This is a genomic window from Paraburkholderia sprentiae WSM5005 (assembly GCF_001865575.2).
Lineage (GTDB): Bacteria > Pseudomonadota > Gammaproteobacteria > Burkholderiales > Burkholderiaceae > Paraburkholderia > Paraburkholderia sprentiae.
The window spans coordinates 237899-256049 of the sequence record NZ_CP017562.2; the positions used below are offsets into that span (position 1 = coordinate 237899).

General features: G+C 63.3%; 17 protein-coding genes and 1 tRNA gene. 7 read left to right on the forward strand and 11 right to left on the reverse strand.

From position 1 onward, the window contains the following. The first annotated feature begins 70 nt into the window (after nt 1-70). The 5 genes from ehuB (at nt 71) to BJG93_RS17820 (ending at nt 4652) form a co-directional block, all read left to right on the forward strand. Nucleotides 71-913 (forward strand): ectoine/hydroxyectoine ABC transporter substrate-binding protein EhuB, encoded by an 843-nt coding sequence (gene ehuB, locus BJG93_RS17800; RefSeq protein ID WP_027195627.1) that lies wholly within the window; start codon nt 71-73, stop codon nt 911-913. Nucleotides 914-987: 74 nt separating this feature from the next. Further along, nucleotides 988-1647 carry an ectoine/hydroxyectoine ABC transporter permease subunit EhuC gene (ehuC, locus tag BJG93_RS17805; protein WP_027195628.1) on the forward strand — a complete coding sequence of 220 codons (660 nt, stop codon included), beginning with the start codon at nt 988-990 and terminating at the stop codon, nt 1645-1647. A 4-nt stretch (nt 1648-1651) separates the two neighbouring features. Next, nucleotides 1652-2311, forward strand: a complete 660-nt coding sequence (gene ehuD / locus BJG93_RS17810; RefSeq protein ID WP_027195629.1) for an ectoine/hydroxyectoine ABC transporter permease subunit EhuD — start codon at nt 1652-1654, stop codon at nt 2309-2311. A gap of 3 nt (nt 2312-2314) precedes the next feature. After that, nucleotides 2315-3088 (forward strand): ectoine utilization protein EutA, encoded by a 774-nt coding sequence (gene eutA / locus BJG93_RS17815; protein WP_027195630.1) that lies wholly within the window; start codon nt 2315-2317, stop codon nt 3086-3088. A 208-nt stretch (nt 3089-3296) separates the two neighbouring features. Continuing rightward, the gene (locus tag BJG93_RS17820; protein ID WP_027195631.1) at nt 3297-4652 is read left to right on the forward strand and encodes an MFS transporter; all 1356 of its coding nucleotides are present in this window, start codon (nt 3297-3299) and stop codon (nt 4650-4652) included. A gap of 75 nt (nt 4653-4727) precedes the next feature. On the opposite strand, the gene BJG93_RS17825 is transcribed toward BJG93_RS17820, so the two are convergent. From BJG93_RS17825 to coxB, 7 genes are all read right to left on the reverse strand, one after another. After that, entirely contained in the window at nt 4728-6755 is a 2028-nt protein-coding gene (locus BJG93_RS17825; protein WP_231337554.1) for an arabinofuranosidase catalytic domain-containing protein, read from the reverse strand. A gap of 370 nt (nt 6756-7125) precedes the next feature. Next, the gene (locus BJG93_RS17830; RefSeq protein ID WP_027195633.1) at nt 7126-7824 is read right to left on the reverse strand and encodes a hypothetical protein; all 699 of its coding nucleotides are present in this window, start codon (nt 7822-7824) and stop codon (nt 7126-7128) included. A 20-nt stretch (nt 7825-7844) separates the two neighbouring features. Then, the gene (locus BJG93_RS17835; protein WP_027195634.1) at nt 7845-8615 is read right to left on the reverse strand and encodes a membrane protein; all 771 of its coding nucleotides are present in this window, start codon (nt 8613-8615) and stop codon (nt 7845-7847) included. 176 nt (nt 8616-8791) lie between these two features. After that, nucleotides 8792-10117 (reverse strand): ferredoxin reductase family protein, encoded by a 1326-nt coding sequence (locus BJG93_RS17840; protein WP_027195635.1) that lies wholly within the window; start codon nt 10115-10117, stop codon nt 8792-8794. A gap of 75 nt (nt 10118-10192) precedes the next feature. Then, on the reverse strand, nt 10193-10528 hold the full coding sequence (locus BJG93_RS17845; RefSeq protein WP_027195636.1) for a hypothetical protein: 336 nt from the start codon (nt 10526-10528) through the stop codon (nt 10193-10195). Continuing rightward, nucleotides 10525-13059 (reverse strand): cytochrome c oxidase subunit I, encoded by a 2535-nt coding sequence (ctaD, locus tag BJG93_RS17850; RefSeq protein WP_027195637.1) that lies wholly within the window; start codon nt 13057-13059, stop codon nt 10525-10527. Before ctaD ends, BJG93_RS17845 begins: the two co-directional genes overlap by 4 nt. Then, the gene (gene coxB / locus BJG93_RS17855; RefSeq protein ID WP_027195638.1) at nt 13056-13742 is read right to left on the reverse strand and encodes a cytochrome c oxidase subunit II; all 687 of its coding nucleotides are present in this window, start codon (nt 13740-13742) and stop codon (nt 13056-13058) included. Before coxB ends, ctaD begins: the two co-directional genes overlap by 4 nt. A 51-nt stretch (nt 13743-13793) precedes the next feature. Between coxB and BJG93_RS17860 the strand changes: the two genes are divergently transcribed. Continuing rightward, entirely contained in the window at nt 13794-14306 is a 513-nt protein-coding gene (locus tag BJG93_RS17860) for a DUF2231 domain-containing protein (protein WP_027195639.1), read from the forward strand. Here BJG93_RS17860 and BJG93_RS17865 read toward each other — a convergent pair. From BJG93_RS17865 to yfcF, 3 genes are all read right to left on the reverse strand, one after another. Beyond that, the gene (locus BJG93_RS17865; RefSeq protein WP_027195640.1) at nt 14270-14782 is read right to left on the reverse strand and encodes a CopD family protein; all 513 of its coding nucleotides are present in this window, start codon (nt 14780-14782) and stop codon (nt 14270-14272) included. The genes BJG93_RS17860 and BJG93_RS17865 overlap by 37 nt on opposite strands. After that, nucleotides 14779-15504, reverse strand: coding sequence for a cytochrome c oxidase assembly protein (locus BJG93_RS17870; RefSeq protein WP_027195641.1), 726 nt, complete (start codon nt 15502-15504; stop codon nt 14779-14781). The genes BJG93_RS17865 and BJG93_RS17870 overlap by 4 nt, the downstream gene beginning before the upstream one ends. Nucleotides 15505-16093: 589 nt before the next feature. Continuing rightward, nucleotides 16094-16669: a glutathione transferase gene (gene yfcF / locus BJG93_RS17875; RefSeq protein WP_407675325.1), complete on the reverse strand. Its 576-nt coding sequence runs from the start codon at nt 16667-16669 to the stop codon at nt 16094-16096. Between the two features lie 185 nt (nt 16670-16854). Between yfcF and BJG93_RS17880 the strand changes: the two genes are divergently transcribed. Next, nucleotides 16855-16939 (forward strand) — tRNA-Leu (locus tag BJG93_RS17880). Between the two features lie 167 nt (nt 16940-17106). On the opposite strand, the gene BJG93_RS17885 is transcribed toward BJG93_RS17880, so the two are convergent. Next, nucleotides 17107-18126: a D-cysteine desulfhydrase family protein gene (locus BJG93_RS17885; RefSeq protein WP_027195643.1), complete on the reverse strand. Its 1020-nt coding sequence runs from the start codon at nt 18124-18126 to the stop codon at nt 17107-17109. Nucleotides 18127-18151 lie beyond the last annotated feature (25 nt).

Genomic DNA, 18151 nt, shown 5'->3' on the forward strand with positions numbered 1-18151 from the left:
AGATTGCTTTTTCCACGCTGTACATCATCCACTACTACGTCATACCACTACGCCATAGGAGCCAGAGATCATGAAGCTGAAGGGGATACTGATTGCGGGAGGGGTGTCGCTGCTGACGCTCGCGAGCCTCGCTTATGCCGCCGACGACAAGCTCACGCAGCTGCGCCAGCAAGGCTTCGCGCGCATCGCGATTGCGAACGAACCGCCGTTCACCGCAGTCGGCGCCGACGGCAAGGTGACGGGCGCGGCGCCGGACGTCGCGCGCGCGGTGTTCAAGAAGCTCGGCGTCAACGACGTGGTCGCGTCGGTCTCCGAGTATGGCGCGATGATTCCGGGCCTTGCGGCCGGGCGCCATGACGCGATCGCGGCGGGACTGTTCATGACGCCGCAGCGTTGCGCGGCCGTCGCCTATTCGCAGCCGGTGCTGTGCGCGGTCGAAGCGTTCGCGGTCAAGAAAGGCAACACGAAGAGCATCAAGACCTACGACGAAATCGCGAAAGATTCCAAAGCGGTGATCGGTGTGGAAGGCGGCACGACCGAGCAGAAGCTCGCGACCGCCGCGAATATTCCGACCGATCGCGTGATCATCGTGCCGGACGGGCAAAGCGGTCTGAAGATGCTGCAAGACGGCCGCATCGACGTGTTCGCGTTGCCGCTGCTGTCGATTACCGATCTGCTTTCGAAGGCGAAAGACCCGAACCTCGAATCGATCGCACCGGTGCAGAACACGCCGGTGCAATGCGACGGCGTCGCGTTCCGCAAGCAGGACACCGCGCTGCGCGATGCATTCGACGTCGAGCTCAAGAAGATGAAGGAGTCCGGTGAGTTCGCGAAGATCGTCGAACCCTATGGCTTCTCGGCGAAGGCCGCGATGTCGACGAGCCGCGAAAAACTGTGCGCGGCGAAGAACTGAGTCCGCGATAACTCACCATGCGCGCAACACGGTAGCGCGCGTGGCCCACCACACATTGCGCGCGAGGTGCGTCGATGAACCACTGGTCCGGCTATTTGCAGCTGATTCTGCAGGGTGCGCAGACCACCGTCGAACTGACGCTGATGGGCGCGGTACTCGCGCTCGTGATGGCGTTCGTCGCGGGGCTCGGCCGCTTGTCGCGTTTCTTCGTGGTGCGCGCCTTGGCTACGTCGTATATCGAGTTCTTTCGCGGCACCTCGATATTCGTGCAGCTGTTCTGGGCGTACTTCGTGTTGCCGATGGCCGGCCTGACGCTGACGCCGCTGCAGGCCGGCGTGCTAGCGCTCGGTTTGAACGTCGGTGCGTACGGTGCCGAAGTGGTGCGCGGCGCGGTCGCCGCGATCGGCCACGAGCAGCGCGGCGCCTGCATCGCGCTCAATCTTTCCCGCTATCAGCGCATGCGGCACGTGATCCTTCCGCAAGCCTTGCCGCTGATGCTGCCCACGTTCGGCAACAACGCGATCGAGCTGCTGAAGGGCACGGCGGTTGTGTCGCTGATCTCGCTCGGCGACATGACGTTTCAGGCGCAGGTGGTGCGCTCGCAAACCGGCAACACGTTGATTCCGTTCGCGACGATTCTCGCGCTGTACTTCGCCATGGCCTGTCTGATCTCGTTCGGTATGCGCAAGCTGGAAAACCGGATGAGCTTTGGTCTCGACCGCATCAGGAGATAGACGTATGGAATGGGACTGGAGCTTCGTGCGCGAGATTCTGCCGACCCTGCTGCAAGGGTTGGAGATCACCGTGCTCGCTACCTTGCTCGGCGCCGTGGTGGCGGCTGTGGTCGGCATGGCGATTGCCATTTTGCGGCTGGCGCCGAATCGTGCGGTGTCGCGCGGCACCTCGGCGGTCGCGAGTTTTATTCGCGGCACACCGCTGCTCGTGCAGCTGTATTTCGTGTTCTACGTGCTGCCCGACATCGGCATCCGCATGCCGGCGCTAGCGGCCGGCGTACTCGCCATAGGCGTGCATTACGCGACGTATGCGGCCGAGGTGTATCGCGCCGGCATCGAAAGCATTCCGCGCGGGCAATGGGAAGCCGCCAAGGCCTGCAATCTGAGCCCCGCGCAAACGTGGCAGCATGTCATCCTGCCCGAAGCGGTACCGCCGATGGTGCCCGCGCTCGCCAATTACCTGATCTCGATGTTCAAGGAAACGCCGTTGCTGTCGGCGATCACGGTCCTCGAATTGATGAATCGGGCGAAGATCATCGCGAATACGGATTACCGCTATCTGGAGCCGATGACGCTCGTCGGCGTGCTGTTCCTGATCATCAGCCTAATCGCGGTCGCCTGTGTGCGACTACTTGAAAGGCGCTTTCCCGCGCCGGGGCATTGAACGATGCAAACCACCATCCGGCAGTTCGAGCGCGCGCCGCAACTGCTCGAACGCGCTCTCGACAAACGTATCGGCCTCGTGATTCTCGCCACCGATCACACCACCGAGCCGGACTTCGCGGCATTGGTGGCAAACCATCGTATCGGTATCTACGTGAATCGCGTGCCGTATGCGAACCCGGTCACGCCCGACAATCTGCTGGCGATGCAGCCATCGCTGAGCGCGGGCGCGGCGTTGATCCTGCCCGACGAGACGCTCGACGTCGTGATGTATTCGTGCACGTCGGCATCCGTGGTAATCGGCGATGCGCAGATCGAGCGGGCTATTCATGCGGCGAAGCCATCGGCCACGGTCGTGACTCCAACCGCGGCCGCGGTCACGGCGCTCAACGCGCTGGGCGCACGGCGTATCAGCGTGCTGACGCCGTACACCGCCGAAACGAGTCGGCCGATGGCGGCGTATTTTGCCGCGCAAGGCTTCGCTATCGATCGCTTCTCATGCCTGGGTCTGACCGATGACCGGGAGATGGCGCGGATTTCGCACGACGACATCGTCGCCTTCGCGTGCGACGCGATCGCGCCGGACTCCGATGCGCTGTTTATCTCGTGCACCGCGGTGAGAGCCGCGCCGATCATCGCGCGAATCGAGGCCGCGATTGGCAAGCCCGTGGTGAGCAGCAATCTCGCGACCGCATGGATGTGTTTGCGTCTATGCGGCGAGTACGAGGCGAGGCCGCAGCACGGTCGTTTGATGACGCTGCCGTTGCAGACGCGCTAAATGTCGTGCGTGGAGCCGATCGTGTCGTTTTTCCCGAACCCACACGACGTGTCATCGATGCACGCGTACGGATTACCGCATCGGTTACCGGCTTTATGGAAAACCCCGATGCCTGCATCGTCCTAGAACATCGTTGCAGGCGCGGGCCGCCGGTATCGTGGATTCGGGCGACATTGCTTGTGTCGCATAAAGACATCCTGGAGGAGACATGCACTACGCCAATTCATGGACCGCGCAGAGCGCGCAACCGCAAGCGCAAGCGCGCAGCTTGCTGCGACGCGCAATCGCCGCGTCGGCACTCGGCAATGCGACCGAATGGTTCGACTACGGTATTTACGCCTATGGCCTGAGCTATATTTCGGCCGCGTTGTTCCCCGGCAGCACCGCGCAGGCCACCTTATTCGCGCTCGCGACGTTCGCCATTTCGTTTCTCGTGCGTCCGTTAGGGGGTCTGTTCTGGGGACCGCTAGGCGATCGCCTCGGCCGCAAGCACGTGCTTGCGTTGACGATCATCCTGATGTCGGTGGCCACGCTGCTGGTCGGGCTCGTGCCGACTTACGCGAGCATCGGCTGGTGGGCACCGGCGATACTCGTCGCGCTACGAATGATCCAGGGCTTTTCGACGGGTGGCGAATACGGCGGCGCGGCGACTTTCATGGCCGAATACGCACCCGATAAGAAGCGCGGCTTTTGCGGCAGCTTCCTCGAATTCGCGACGCTGTCGGGTTTTTCGCTCGGCGCATTTCTGATGCTCGGCTGCTCGGTCGTGCTCGGCAATACGGCGATGCATTCATGGGGATGGCGTTTGCCGTTTCTGATCGCGGCGCCGCTCGGCCTGATCGGTTTCTATCTGCGCTCGAAGCTCGAAGACACGCCGGTCTTTCGCGAACTCGAACAATCGATGCACAAGGAGCAGCATAGCTGCGTCACGCTGAAGGCATTGCTGCGCGACTATTGGAAACCGCTGATCCAGCTCGGCGGACTCGTGGTTGCGTTGAACGTCGTCAACTACGTGCTGCTCGCCTATATGCCGACTTTCATGCAGAAGCAGCTCGGCATGAGCGACAACATGTCCCTGCTGGTGCCGCTGATCGGCATGCTCGCGATGATGGTGTTTCTGCCGTTCGCGGGCACGTTCTCGGATCGCGTCGGACGCAAGAACGTCTGGTGGTTTTCGCTGATCGGTCTGTTCGTCGCGGCGATTCCGATGTTCCTGCTGATGAAGCTCGGCCTCGTCGGCGCGTTCCTCGGCTTCGCGGTGCTCGGGCTGTTGTACGTGCCGCAACTCGCCAGCATCTCGGCGATGTTCCCCGCAATGTTTCCGACCCAGGTCCGTTACGCCGGAATGGCGATTGCGTATAACCTGTCGACGTCGATTTTCGGCGGCACGGCGCCAATGGCGAACCAGTGGCTCGTCGCCCATACGGGCAATGCGCTGGTGCCCGCTTATTACATGATGGCCGCGTGCGTCGTCGGTGCGATTGCGTTGATCTTCGTGCCTGAAACGCGCGGGTGTTCGTTGCGCGGGCAGGGCATTCCGGGCAAGCAGGAAGTGGTGCTGTGAAGTGCCATGGCGTGGCCGGACCGCATCGCGATGCGGTCCGGCCACGCGGGTTCGATCGAGCGTCTACCGCTGCGGTTACGACTTCGCGCCGCTCAGGATCGCAAGGCTCGGGCAGTAATGCGTTGCGCTCAGATACGCGGCCTGCTGCGAACGTACGCCTGCGCCGCTCGAGGTGGGCGGATCGATGAACACCTGTGCATTGTTCGATCCCGCCGGTGCGGTCAGCGTCATCGTCACTTTCCACCAGTTGCCGGATTTCACCGCGCTCAGCGCTGTCGCTTGCCCCGCGCCCCACGTGCCGCGCACGATCGCGCCGGTGTTCGTGTTCAGCACCCAGCCGAACTCGGTGCCGCTCGGGTCGTCGGTCTGGATCGAGCCGCCGGGGAATACCGTCGCGTTGGTGGTGGCGAGCACGTAGTCGGTGAACGTGTACGACTGGCCACCTTGCACGCGGATCACTTCGTGGATGTTCGACACGGCCGAACCGTTCGTGCTCGTGACCGTCGCGGCGCCGCGATTCGCGCCGGAGATGTCGGTGGCGGGCACGGCGGTGCCGCCGTTCGACTGGAACCACGCATCCGGCGTCGCCAGACTGAGTGGCGAGTTGATCAGGTTGTTCGCGTAGCAAGCCGCCGCGGCCGCGTTGGTCGGCGGCCCGTAAAAGCTCGCGATGCTCGACTGGATCGCGTTGTCGGTCGTATCGGACGTCGCCTTCGTGATGATCGCGCCTTCGAAGAACTGGATCGGCGCGCCGCTGCCGTCGCCGCCTTCGCCGAGCGACAGACCGCCTTGCCATTGGCCGTTGAATGCATGACCGGCATCGTTGCCGAAGTCCAGCGCTTCAGGCGGCGCCTGGTCGTATAGCGACGTCAGCACGCTTTGGGAAGCGGAGCCGCCTTTGACCGCAAACAGATTCGACGCGGTGAGCGGCGAGTACTTCGACAGCACCGTCACGAACTTCTCTTTCGCCGGCTGCTGCGGACCATACAGATAGACGCCGGCTTCGGCATCGACGCCCGGCCAGTTGGTATCGAGCGCATTGCACACCGGGTCCTTGACGTTCGACGGCTGGATGGAGTCGCCGTCGCAATAGCCGAACACGGCCGCGTTGCCGTTCGAGAACGCCAGCGCGAACATTTCGCCTTCCACTTCGCCGTGCGAATAGGTGCTCGGATTCGCGCTGTTCTCCATGTTGCCGTAGGTGCCGCAGCAGGTCGACGACTGGCTGTAGTGCGCGCCGGCCACCATGTACTCGGCGATTTCGCTATCGCCGATCGACTGGTTCACCGTGCCGAAGCGTTTGCGATAAGCCTGCCCGGCCAATGTGCCGAGAGCCGGAATCTGCACGCCGTTCGTCGTGACGAAGGCGAGCTTGGCAGGTGTGCCGGGAAGCGCGGGCAAGTCGTTGCCGATCGTCAGTGGCTGCGTCGGCGCCTGCGCGGTCAATGCGGTCGGCGGTTGCGCCAACTGCACGGTCAAGGTGCCGGTGGTGCCCGGCAGCGTGATCGTCGCGAAACCGTTGAGGACCGGTACCGTGGTCGTTTTGCTGCCGTTCTGTACGGTTAGCGACTCGGTGCCGTCCTGGTTGAGCGTCAAGGTCGCGGGGACATTACCGAACGCGCCGTTTTTTAGCGGCGCGACCAGATCGATCTGGTCGTAGATGTAGGTGACCGAGCAGGTCGTGTTGTTACAGAAGGATTGCATGCTCTGCACGTTCGCCGAGCCGACCAGCGAGCGGTTGCCGCCCTTTAGCGTGCTGTTGGTGTACGGATAGACGTCGAGGGTCGTGTTGTCGGACGCGCGTTGAATCTGGAACAGCGGGCCCGTGTAGTTCTTCGTCAGCAGTCGGGTCACGCTGTGCGCGGCGGAGCAGGGCGTGTTGGCCGTGGCCGCGGCGTCGCAGGGCAGTGGCGCAGCCGTCGTCGCGTGGTTGTCCGCCAATGCATTCGAATCCGATTGCGATGCATTGCTGATCGGCGCTGGGTCCGAGATGGCCTCGTTCGCCACCGGCGATGTCGATGCGCCGCTATTGTCGCCGTTACACGCGGCGAGTCCGACGGCCATCGCCAGCCAGACCGCCATTAATCCCATTCTTCTGGACATCGTGACCTCCTCCTGTTGAACCGCTGATCGGTTGAAAACACTTTTTGATCTAGATAAGGAATCGAGATAGCGGGTGGGCCGGCGCCGAACGTCCGGCAGGTAATAATATTAGTCAATAATATCGATTCGACCGCATGGGGTAATCCCGCATGCCGACCTCGATGTAAATGAAGGGATTGTGCTGCGCATAGCGTAAGCGTTTCGCATACGCGCGGGTCTCTGACGATTTATTACTAATATTTTGGTCGATGCGACACGCAACCTGCGAATCAGCGAGAGGTGTAAGGCGAGGGGGATAGAAACGAAACTAACGCGCGGCGAATCAGGCGTTCGACCGCGGATGGCTTACGCCGATGTGCTTCAACGCCATTCAATCACCGGACAGAACAGTGTCCTCGACTTCGTAGCGCTCATTGCCAACTGAAATCAGATTGATGCCGGCATGCTTGCGCGTGAGCGTGTCGCCGGGCATCGGGCGATCGTTCGCGGTCGCCGCTGTGCCCATCACCCGGCCGTCGACGCTAAAGAAAATCGCCCGCGTGGCGCCATCGGGCCAGTAGACCACGACCGTGGTCGATCGATCGCTGTGATGCACGACGCCGAACTTGCACATCGTTTTGGTCTGCCCGTTGCCGCGCTCGCACGGCAAGGTGCCGCTTGCGCTGATAGGCGATTCCTTCATGGGCGCGTGGCTGTTCTGCGAGCCGGCCTGAGCGCTCTCGGTCGAAATCGAAATCAGCGTCACGCCATCCGCTTCTCCGACCACGCGCGCGTGCCGCTGATGCCCGACGAGCGCGCGCACCGCGGCGCTGTCGCGCGAGCCCGGACAGCCGATCAGCATCGCCATATGGTCGAGATAGTTCGCGGTCGCGGCCGACTCGCCGAGTCGCCGGCAGGCATCGCCCGAGTGCGGATAACCATCGCCGAGCACGACGAACGACGCGGGCCATTCGAACTGCTTGTCCGTGCCAGCGGCGTGCGCGGACGTCGAAGCGCTACCGGCACTCGAAACGGTCGCCGCGATCGCGGCGCACATCGCCGAAGCAAGAAACCGGGTCGCGCGTCGCATCGATGCTCTCCTCCGCATACTCAGGTTCGAGCCGCGCCTGCCGCTAACGCGGCCTGTGCCCGCTGCAGCCACTCGCGATTGTGCTCGCGCGCGTGACGCGGCCAATGCTTGGCATCCTGCACGATTTCGGCATAGAGCGCGCCCGCGCGGCGGCGGTCCGCAGCTTCCGGCTGCGCCGCGAGCCAGTCGGCGAACAGGCAGCGCGGCGCGACGTCGCTCGCGCAGGCCAGCGCCTGTTCGAACGCCGCGCGTGCGCCCGGCGCGTTCAGCGCGGCTAGCGTTCGTGCGTACAGCAGCGCCGGCTCGCCCTGATTGCGCGCCTGCGGATTGACCGAGAACAGATTCGCCAAGGTCGCATCGGTGGCCGGGTAGTTGCCGAGCGCGAACTGCGAGCGCGCGAGACCGATCAGCAGCGCGGGATCGTTCGCGAATGGGCCGTTCGCCGCGGCCTCGAAGTGTTCGAGCGCTTCGCGCGGATTGCCCGCCGCGAGCAAGGCCTCGCCGAGCCGCATCCGATGCTGCACGGTCGGCGCGCGGTCGAAATCGGCGCGCGCTTCACGCAGCGCGCGATTCGGATCGACGAGTTGCGTGATCGCCTGCGTGGCCACGCGCGCGCCGCGCGAATGGCGCAGACCCGGCAGATAGATCGCGAAGAAATACACGACGCTGCCGAGCAGCGGAAAAGCAAACAGAATGAACAGCCAATAAATGCCCTGGTTATTGCGCATCGCGTGGACGGCGAAAAAGATCGCAATAAAAACGTGAAGACCAATTCCAAAGAAGTAGGGCATATCGATTCAACCTTCGAGCATGAGGACAAGCGCGTCGCGAGGCCGTGACCGGCATAACCGGCCCCTAGTGCAGCGAACCGACCCGCAGATACGCGAAAAGAAGCGACAGCGCCACGACGATCACGCCGGTCGCAACGACGAGACGATTGGCCAATAGTCGACGCATCGCAAGTCTCCTAGACGAAGCTGTAGCGTTCGGAATGGTAGCGCATGCGCGGCACCTTCATTTCGCCGAGCGCCGTTTCGATTGCATCCATCATCGGGTCCGGGCCGCAGATGAAGTACTCGTGCTCGGCAAACGCGGGCGGCAGATGACGCCGGAACATCGCGGCGTCGATGCGCCCGGTCTCGCCACTCCAGCCTTCGGGCGGGGCCGACAGCACATAGATGATGCGCAGATCGAGCCGTGTTTTCAGCGCATCCAGTTCCTCGCGGAAAGTCAGCGAGTCCCAGGTCTTGCCGCCGTACAGCAGCACCAGCGGACGTTGGTCGCCGCGATCGGCGAGCGTGCGGATCATGCTCATCATCGGCGTAATACCGATGCCGCCCGCGATCAGCACGTGCATGTCGGTCGGATGGCCGATCGTGAACGCGCCATAGGGTCCGTCCAGATACACGCGCTGACCCGCCTCGATCAGCTTCACCTTGCTCGTGAAATCACCGAGATTGCGGATCGTCATTTCGACGCGGCCGTTCTCGGCCTCGGCGCTCGACGAGAACGAAAATGGATGCCCGGTGATCCTGAACGGACTGCCCCACACGTTGAGCCAGCCGAACTGGCCGGGCTTGAAACGAAAACCGGCGTGGCCGTCGGGCTGCATCACGAGCGTCGTGGTGTCGCCGCGTTCGGCGCGCACTTCCGCGATCCGGTACGGACGCCTGAGCATGAAGATCGGCTTGAACAGACGCACATAGAGCAACAGCGCGATCCAGAATGCCGTCATGCAGATCCACAGCGTGCGCTTGAGCGGATCGGTCAGATAGAAGCCCCATCCGATCATATGCAGCACGCCGCCGAAGATCGCCACGAGCGCGAGTCCGATGTGCGATAGATGCCAGAGTTCGTAAGGGATTTTTAGCTGCTTGCGCCACAGCGCGGTGATCACCAGCACGATTACCGAGCCGATCGACAGGAAGGCGAACCACGCGCCCCACGGTACCTCCCGCAGCGAGTCGGGCATCGCGACCTTGTCCGAGCGGATCGCGAACAGAATCAGCGGATGGGCGACCACGAGGCTGACCGCGAGCAGCGACACGCGTCGATGAAAATGGTAGATGACGTCCTCGCCCCATGGCTCGGTCACGTGACGAAAGCGCGCGGTGAGGCCGAATTGCAGGCCCATCATCGCGAGGCCGGAGTAGCCGAGCGCCACCGAGAACTCGGTGCCGAAGTTGCGCGCGGGCGGCAGCGTGCCGGCCAGCAGCGCAAACAGCGGCGCGAGAATGAACAACAGATAGATGGCCGACCAGATGATCTTGCGTGCGAGATCTCGAGACTGCATCAGTGCTTCTCCATGCCGGGGAGGGAGCGGCCCCGTTCGCGCTCGGTCGGCGCTCGGTCGGCGCTCAGTCCGCGTTCACACGCAGGTGGTGAGCAGCAGCGCCGGCCCGAACGTAATCACGGTCGCGACCAGCGCCGCGATCAGCGTCCAGACGACGACGGTATGCATGAACGAGCTGATGCGCTCGGGCCCGGGGTCGCGCGTCGCGGCGCGATAGCGCCATAGCCAGCCGATCGCGACCAGATGCAGCAGCAGGATGATCGCGAGGCTCGCGCGCAGCGGCCCGGCCGGCCACGCGAACGCGCAGCCGATCGCATGCAGCGCATACAGGATCACGAACGCGAGGCACCAGATCGTGAAGCCGACGGCGAGCCACCACAACCGCCGTGGCGAAAGCGGACGCGCATTCATGGTCGGGCTCCCAGCATGGCGACGAGGCCAGGCAGCGCGAGCACGAGTCCAAGCGCGATGAGGCCCGTCGCCAGCGTGTAATCGACCCACAGGCGCGTGAGGCGCAGATCGGTCAGGCGTCGCGCGGAAACGAAGCCCGCGCCGACGCGCAGCACATTGCTGATCAGGAACAGTAGCCCGACGCCCGCGTGAACCGCGATGTACGTGAGCAGCGCCGCGGCCGTCGCGCCGAGCGCATGCTCGCGAGGATTCGGTGTCACGCCGTTGATCAGCATCACGCAGGCGATCAGCGCGACGATCAGGGCAATCGCGGTCAGTCCGATCGTGCCGTGCGGTTTGCGCTCGGCGGCGGCCGCGCGCAACGAGCCGCGCGCGGCGACGGCGGCGAGCGCAAGCGCGACGAGCGCCACGAGCGCGAGCAGGCGGCTCGGATGCGGCGTCACAGCGGCCGGCCAGTTCGGCGCGGCGATCCACAGATAGAATGTGCCGAAGACCAGCGATGTGAACAGCGTGCCGTTCGCCACCAGCGCGCAGATCAGCGAAAGCCATGATGGCGAGCCGGCCACCTCGGTATGCGGCGGCACGCTGACGCCGCGGCCGACCGGCAACGCGCCGTAGTCGCGCGCGTGGCCCGCGCCGTGGCCTGCGAAGATGAAGAGGCCAAACGTGACCAACGCGAACGCGACCGACAGCAGATAGAACTTGAACAGCATCGCGAGCACCGCCGCGGCGGTCACGAGCGCGGTGACGAGCGGCAGATAGGTCGAGTTCGGCAGCACGATCAGTTGATCCGGCTCGCCCGAGGTGATATGCACGCCAAGGGTCTCCAGCCAGCCGTTGCGCGTGAAGCCGAGGTAGCCTTCGCCGCGCGCAAGCGAGGTCGCTAGCTGGCCGGGCGGGACCTTTTCGGTTTCGGCGTCCATGTGCGGAATCGACGCGAACGCATAGGGCGCGGGCGGAATCGGCATCGCCCATTCGAGCGTGGTCGACTGCCACGGATTGCGCCGCACGCGCTGGCCGAAACGCAGTTGCACGATGATGTCGATCACGACTAGTGCGAAGCCGATCGTCATCACGAAGCTGCCCACCGACGACAGCAGATTGAGCCAGTTCCAGCCTTCGTCGCCGCTATAGGTGAAGACCCGCCGCGGCATGCCGAGCAGGCCGGTCAGGTGCATCATGAAAAAGGTCATGTTGAAGCCGATGAACACGAGCCAGAACGCCGGCACGGCAAGTTTATGCACGGCGGTGCGCCCGCTCAGTAGCGGCAGCCAGTAATAGAACGCCGCGAGCATCGGAAACGCGAGCGCGCCGGCCACCACGTAGTGCAGATGCGCGACGACGAAGTAGGTGTCGTGCGCCTGCCAGTCGAACGGCACCATCGCGAGCATCACGCCGGTCAGCCCGCCGCAGGTGAACACGAAGAAGAAGCCGAAGATGTACAGCATCGGTACGTCCCAGCGCGGGCGGCCGTGCGAAAGCGTGGCGAACCACGCGAAGAACTGGATCGCGGTGGGCACCGCGACGATCGCCGAGCCCGCCGAGAAGAACGCGAGCGCCAGATGTGGAATGCCCACCGTGAACATATGGTGCACCCAGATGCCGAAGCTCAGGAACGCGAGCGCGATGATCGCGACGACGATCGTGCGATAGCCGATCAGACGGCGTCGCGCGAACACCGGGATCATCGTCGACAGCACGCCGGCCATCGGCAGGAAGATGATGTACACGTCCGGGTGGCCGAACAGCCAGAACAGATGCTGCCACAACAGCGGATCGCCGCCGCGCGTCGGATCGAAGAACGGCAGGTTGAACGCGCGCTCCACCTCGAGCAGGATCGAGCCGAGAATGAGCGGCGGAAACGCCACGATCATCATCATCGCGGTGACGAGGATGTACCACGCGAAGATCGGCATGCGATCGAGCGACATGCCCGGCGCGCGCATCTTGAGAATCGACACGACGATTTCCATCGCGAGCGACAGCGCCGAAATCTCGACGAACGTGATGCCGAGCAGCCAGACGTCGGCGTTCAAACCGGGCGTGTAGACCCTGGAGCTGAGCGGCGTGTACATGAACCAGCCTCCGTCGGGCGCGCTGCGCAGAATCAGCGACACGGTCAGGATCGTGCCGCCGAACAGATAGCACCAGTAGCCGTATGCGGTCAGGCGCGGAAACGCGAAGTCGCGCGCGCCGAGAAGCTTCGGCGTCAGATAGACCGCGAAGCTTTCCACCATCGGGATTGCGAACAGGAACAGCATCATCGACCCATGCATCGTGAAGACCTGGTTATAGGTCTCCACGTCCATGAAGCCCGCATGCGGCGTGGCGAGCTGCACGCGCGTGAGCATGCCGAGAATCCCGGCGATCGCGAAGAACACGAATGACGTGATCATCATGCGCATGCCGAGGACCGTATGGTTGACCGCGGCGAGCCTCTGCACGCCCGGCCCGGTGCCCCAGATCGCGGCAAGCTGGCGGTGCAGCCGCAGCGCGTTGCCCTGTGACGGCGGCTCGACGGGCACACTCATTTCTTCACCTCCCCGTTGGCGGCGGCGTTTTTAACTGCGGCCGGAAAATCTTCCGGACGATCGACGATCACGGTGAAGTGCATCTGCGCGTGACCGATGCCGCAAAACTGGTTGCATTGTCCGGCGTACTCGCCGGGCCGATCGACCTGGATGCGCAGCAGGTTGTGGTGGCCGGGGACCGCGTCGATCTTGCCCGCGAAGCGCGGAATCCAGAACGCGTGCACGACGTCGAGGCTGGTCACGGAGATGTCGACCGGCGTGCCCGCTGGCAGGTGCAGCACGTTTGCGGTTTCGACATTGCCGAGTTCCGGGTAGCGGAAGGTCCAGCGCCATTGCTGCGCGATCGCCTCGATGCGCGCGGGCGCATGCGCGCGCAGCGGCAGCAGCAACTCGCCCGCATACAGCGCGTAGCAGATCAGCGGAATCAGGATCACCGCGGGCAGCACCAGACCACCGAGCACGATCCAGCGCGCGGGCGACACGTGCGAGCCCCAGCCCGGCCGGAAGACCGTCATCAGAAACAGCACGAGCACCATGGCGAACAGGATCGCCGCGCCCGCCAGCATCACCCACCACAATCCGGCGATCGATGCGGCGGCCGGGCCGGATGGATCGAGCGTCGAAAGCGGCCCGCTGCAGCCGGACAACGCCGCGAGCGATCCTGCTTGGACCGTCAGACGCAAGCAGCTATGATGGTTTGCACCACCAGGCATTCGATGCGAGGGCACACCATCATGGCAAAAAAAGGCAATTCCGGCACCCAGACGCGCAGCGAAGTGATGCTCGAACTGCTGCGGCTCGACAAGGGCTCCGCGGTGGCGCTCGTCGGCCATCCGATTCACGTGATGATGGTGCATTTCCCGATCGCGTTCGTCGTCGCAACGTTGGGCGTCGACGTGATCTACTGGTGGACGGGCGACCCATTCTGGATTCGCGCCGGCCTGTGGGCCGCCGGCTTCGCGTTCTGGAGCGGCGTGGCCGCGAGCGTCGTCGGTACGGCCGAACTGCTGCTCGTGCGCGGTATCCGCCTGAAGGAGGCGAGCTGGTCGCATGCGATCGCCGCGATGACGCTCGTCGCGCTCGCGGGGATGAACTGGGGCGTGCGCCTTCTGTACCCCGATGAGATCCTGCCGCATGGGCTCGTGCTGTCGGTGCTCAGCTCGGTGATGACGGGCTTCGCCGGCTGGCATGGAGGCAAGCTCGTGTTCGATCATGGCGTGGGGATTCTGGTTTCGCCGAAGGAGTGATGCAGCCACCGGCCTAGTCCGCCGGGCTCGAACAGGTGCGGGGCCAGCAGGTTCGAGTCGATGTGCGGCTTGGCCAGCACGATCCAGATGATCGCGACGATCACGATCAGATAGGCGAGGGTCAGTGCGATCGCCGAAGCAGGGCTGAACCGGCCGCCGGGCAGATACAGATCGTGCAGTATGAGGCCGGCCAGCACGTGCAGCATCGCCATGATGCCGACGAACACCATCTTCGCGGTGAACCACTCGACGAAGGTTGCCTGCAGAAAAATCAGCACGGTGCCGCTCGCAATCGCGACGAAAGCGGCGGGCGAGGTCAGTTCCACGAACACGAATCGCGTGATGCGGTGCAGCCGGTCGAGCTCGGTGCCGGCCGCAAGCCCGCGGCGTTGCCAGAACAGATACGGCAGCACGATCAAACCGCCCGACCAGGTCGCGATCGCGGCCAGATGAATGAACTTCAGCAGGGTCGTCACAGTGCGGGCTCTCCGACGCGCAGGCTTGACCAGACTAGCGAAAGTCCTGCCGCGAGATAGGGGATCATCGCCAATACCCACATCAACAGGCCGGCGAGTTGCTGGTCGGCGATCGGGGTGAGGCCCCACGCGGCGGTGGTCGCGAAGTGCACGACGTAGAGCGGCATCGGCGCGAACACGATCAACGCGCCGAGCAGACCCATATGGCCGATCGTCGCGACGAGCGCCATCAGCGCGAGGCCGGTCGGCAGCAATGGCGAAAAGATGCTGCGCCACATCAGCCATGCACTGCCGAGCAATGTGAACTGCATCAGCCAGTAGCCGGGTACGGTCGACAGGCCCCACGCATACGGCCCCGGCGCATGCCACAGCCAGATGATCACCGCGTGCGCGGCGACCACCGGCACGAGCGGCGGATGCGGGAGGCGCGGTAGCGGAAACGCGAGGGCGAGCAGAGGAGCGACGCCAGCGATCAGAATGATGTGATGGGTTACGCGCGCCGAGAACAATGCCGACGACAACGCGCACAGCGGCGAGACGAACACGACGGCCATCAGCGCGACGGCGACCCATCCCGCCCGTGTATTCGCCGAGCGGCCGCTGGTCACGATCCATGCCAGCGCCGCGAGCGCGACGAGCAATGGCAGGTCCGTGTTCCAGCGTAGCCACAGGCTTTCGGGGACAGGCGCGGGACCACAGTAGGCGACAGGAAAATATGGCATGGCGCGATGTCTTCAACGAGTCCAAGTGCTTCTTTAGTACACGCAACGAAACGCGTGGCAGAAAACACCCTTGAATTGTCGGGACGGCTCACGATCCAACTGATCGCTCACGTACTCTAGCGCAAATAAACTGTTTGGGGACAGCTATCTGAATCCTGTAGTTTGCGCGTGACAGAATGTTTGCAATTTGTCGCTGGCGGCTTTGTCGGCCGAATCAAGGCGTAGGTAGTGACGACGATAGAACCGCAATGGTGCGGCGCAATACTTCGGGACTCAGCGCGCCCGGCGTAATATGACGAAATCACGTGACGGAGGCCCGCCATGTTTCACGATCCCATTCGGGTCCCTGCAATGATCGAATTGGCATTGCTGGCAATCGTGCTGATCGTTGTCTGCATCGTGCGCGCGAGACAGCAGAGGGAGCGGGCGCGAAATCGCGCCATGGCGGAGCCGAAAAGATCAGATAGACCGCGACTGTAATAGTCGTTTTTACGTCATCTTTGAATGCGTCCCCGTTGAGATCTTTTGCAGTTCTTTGCTGCTTCTATCGATGGTGATTCGGCGTGGCGCGCGGCCACGCCGGTGGACGTCAGAGCGGCGGACGCTCCAGTTGGACCCACTGTTGCACGCTGGCACGCTGCCATTGTTGCGTCGCGTATTCCTTCAGCTTGTGCGGAACGGGGTCGCCATTCAGCACGAGGCGATTGAGCATCAATGCGAGGTCCGTGTCGGCAATGCACCATTTGCCGAACAGGTTCGGCGAATGGGCTGGAAGAAGAGCGTCGGCGGCGGCGAAGAGTTTTTGTGCCGCTTCCTGTGCGATGCCGGAAAGCGGTGCGCCGCGCGTTCCGTAGAAAACGACTTCGGTGGAACGCTCTTCGCGGATTGGCAGCAGATCGCTGCGCAACCAGGCCTGCACCTGGCGCGCTCGCGCGCGCAGACGCCGATCTTGCGGATAGACCGGCGTGTCAGGGAAAGTCTCGTCGAGGTACTCGGTGATCGCCGACGACTCGGATAGTGCAAAGTCTTCATGGGTCAGCGTCGGCACGCGCCGCGTCAATGAGCGGTTCGCAAAGTCCGTTGCGTGATTCGCTTTGCTCGCGAGATCGACGGTCGAAAGTTCGAACGGCAAGCGCTTCTCGCGAAGCGTCACGAAGACGGACATTGCGTAAGGGCTCGCGAATTGCGCGTCGGTATAGAGCTGGAGGGGCGGTTGCGGCACAGTGGCTCCGTTTTCATGGTCAATCGATGCCGAGCTTCGCATACGAGCAGCACTCCAGGCAACCACGAGGCACAAGTCGCGAAAGGGGCTTCAAAAAAATAATTTGGCTGCTACAATGGCGCCCCTCTGCCCAGGTGGCGAAATTGGTAGACGCACTATCTTGAGGGGGTAGCGCCGAAAGGCGTGTGGGTTCAAATCCCGCCCTGGGCACCATGTCGAATCGTCGATTCGAATCTTCAAGCGCTTCGCGCTTTCTTTCAGACAGCGGCGGCCGTATCAGGCCATTGCATTGTCGATTCTTCTTCTGCTATTCACTTTCGTTGCGCTTCGGCGATCTCTTTGCCCGCTTGCCGAACAAGTTCTGATGCACGTTCGATCGCTTAGAACTCTTTGCGGTAGGCGAATAGTCCGGGAAGTCCGCCGCTCATGACGAATAGAATCTTCTGTCCGGCAGGATACTTCCCGCTGGTCACGTTGTCGACCAGACCTGCGAATGCTTTGCCGCTATACACGGGATCCAGCAACAGACCTTCCGTCGATGCCATCAGACGAACGGCAGCGCGCATGTTGTCGGTCGGCATGCCATAGCCGGGTCCGAGCTGCGCTTCGTCGATCGAGATGGCGTCATCGCTCACGCTCAGGCCTGGGTCGATCAGTCGAACCGTCTGATTGGCTTTATCCAAAGTCACCGTGCGCGCGTGCCCAGCGTTCCCATAGACCGTGAATGCGGCAACCGGTGACGGATCCAGGCCAAGCGCGACAAAACCCGCAACCAGTCCAGCATGCATGCCGCCGCTTCCATTCGGCACCACGATGCGATCGAACGCCACGTTTTGCGCATGCGATTGAGCGACGATTTCGGCGGCACAGTCCGCATAGCCGAGGCAACCGACCGGGCTCGAACCGCCCAACGGACACACATAGACGTGACGGCCCTGCGCTCGCAACTCGTTCGCCCGTTCCTCGGCGAATTCAAGTGCGTTGGCCGTGCCGGGAAGATCATGCACGCGCGCATCGAATAGCGCATGGAGCAGCACGTTGCCGTTCTCCATATACTCTTGGTCGGCACGTGGCACGGTTCTCGTCAGCACCAGTTCGCAGTCAAGTCCAACGCGAGCCGCCGCGGCCGCCGTGAGGCGCGCATGGTTCGACTGACGCGCGCCGACGGTAATGATGGCGTCCGCGCCACCCGCGAGCGCTTCGCCAATCAGGAATTCGAGCTTGCGCAATTTGTTGCCGCCACCACCCAGTCCCGTCAGATCTTCTCTTTTGACGTAGATGTCCGCGCCGCCCAGGCGAGCGCTCAGACGCGCAAGGTGCTGAATGGGCGTGGGGCCTTCGAGCAGTGCATGGCGCGGAAAGCTGGATAAATCGAGGCGGCGCGATGAGGCGAAGTTCATGGTCGTGCGCGGGCGATTAAGTTCA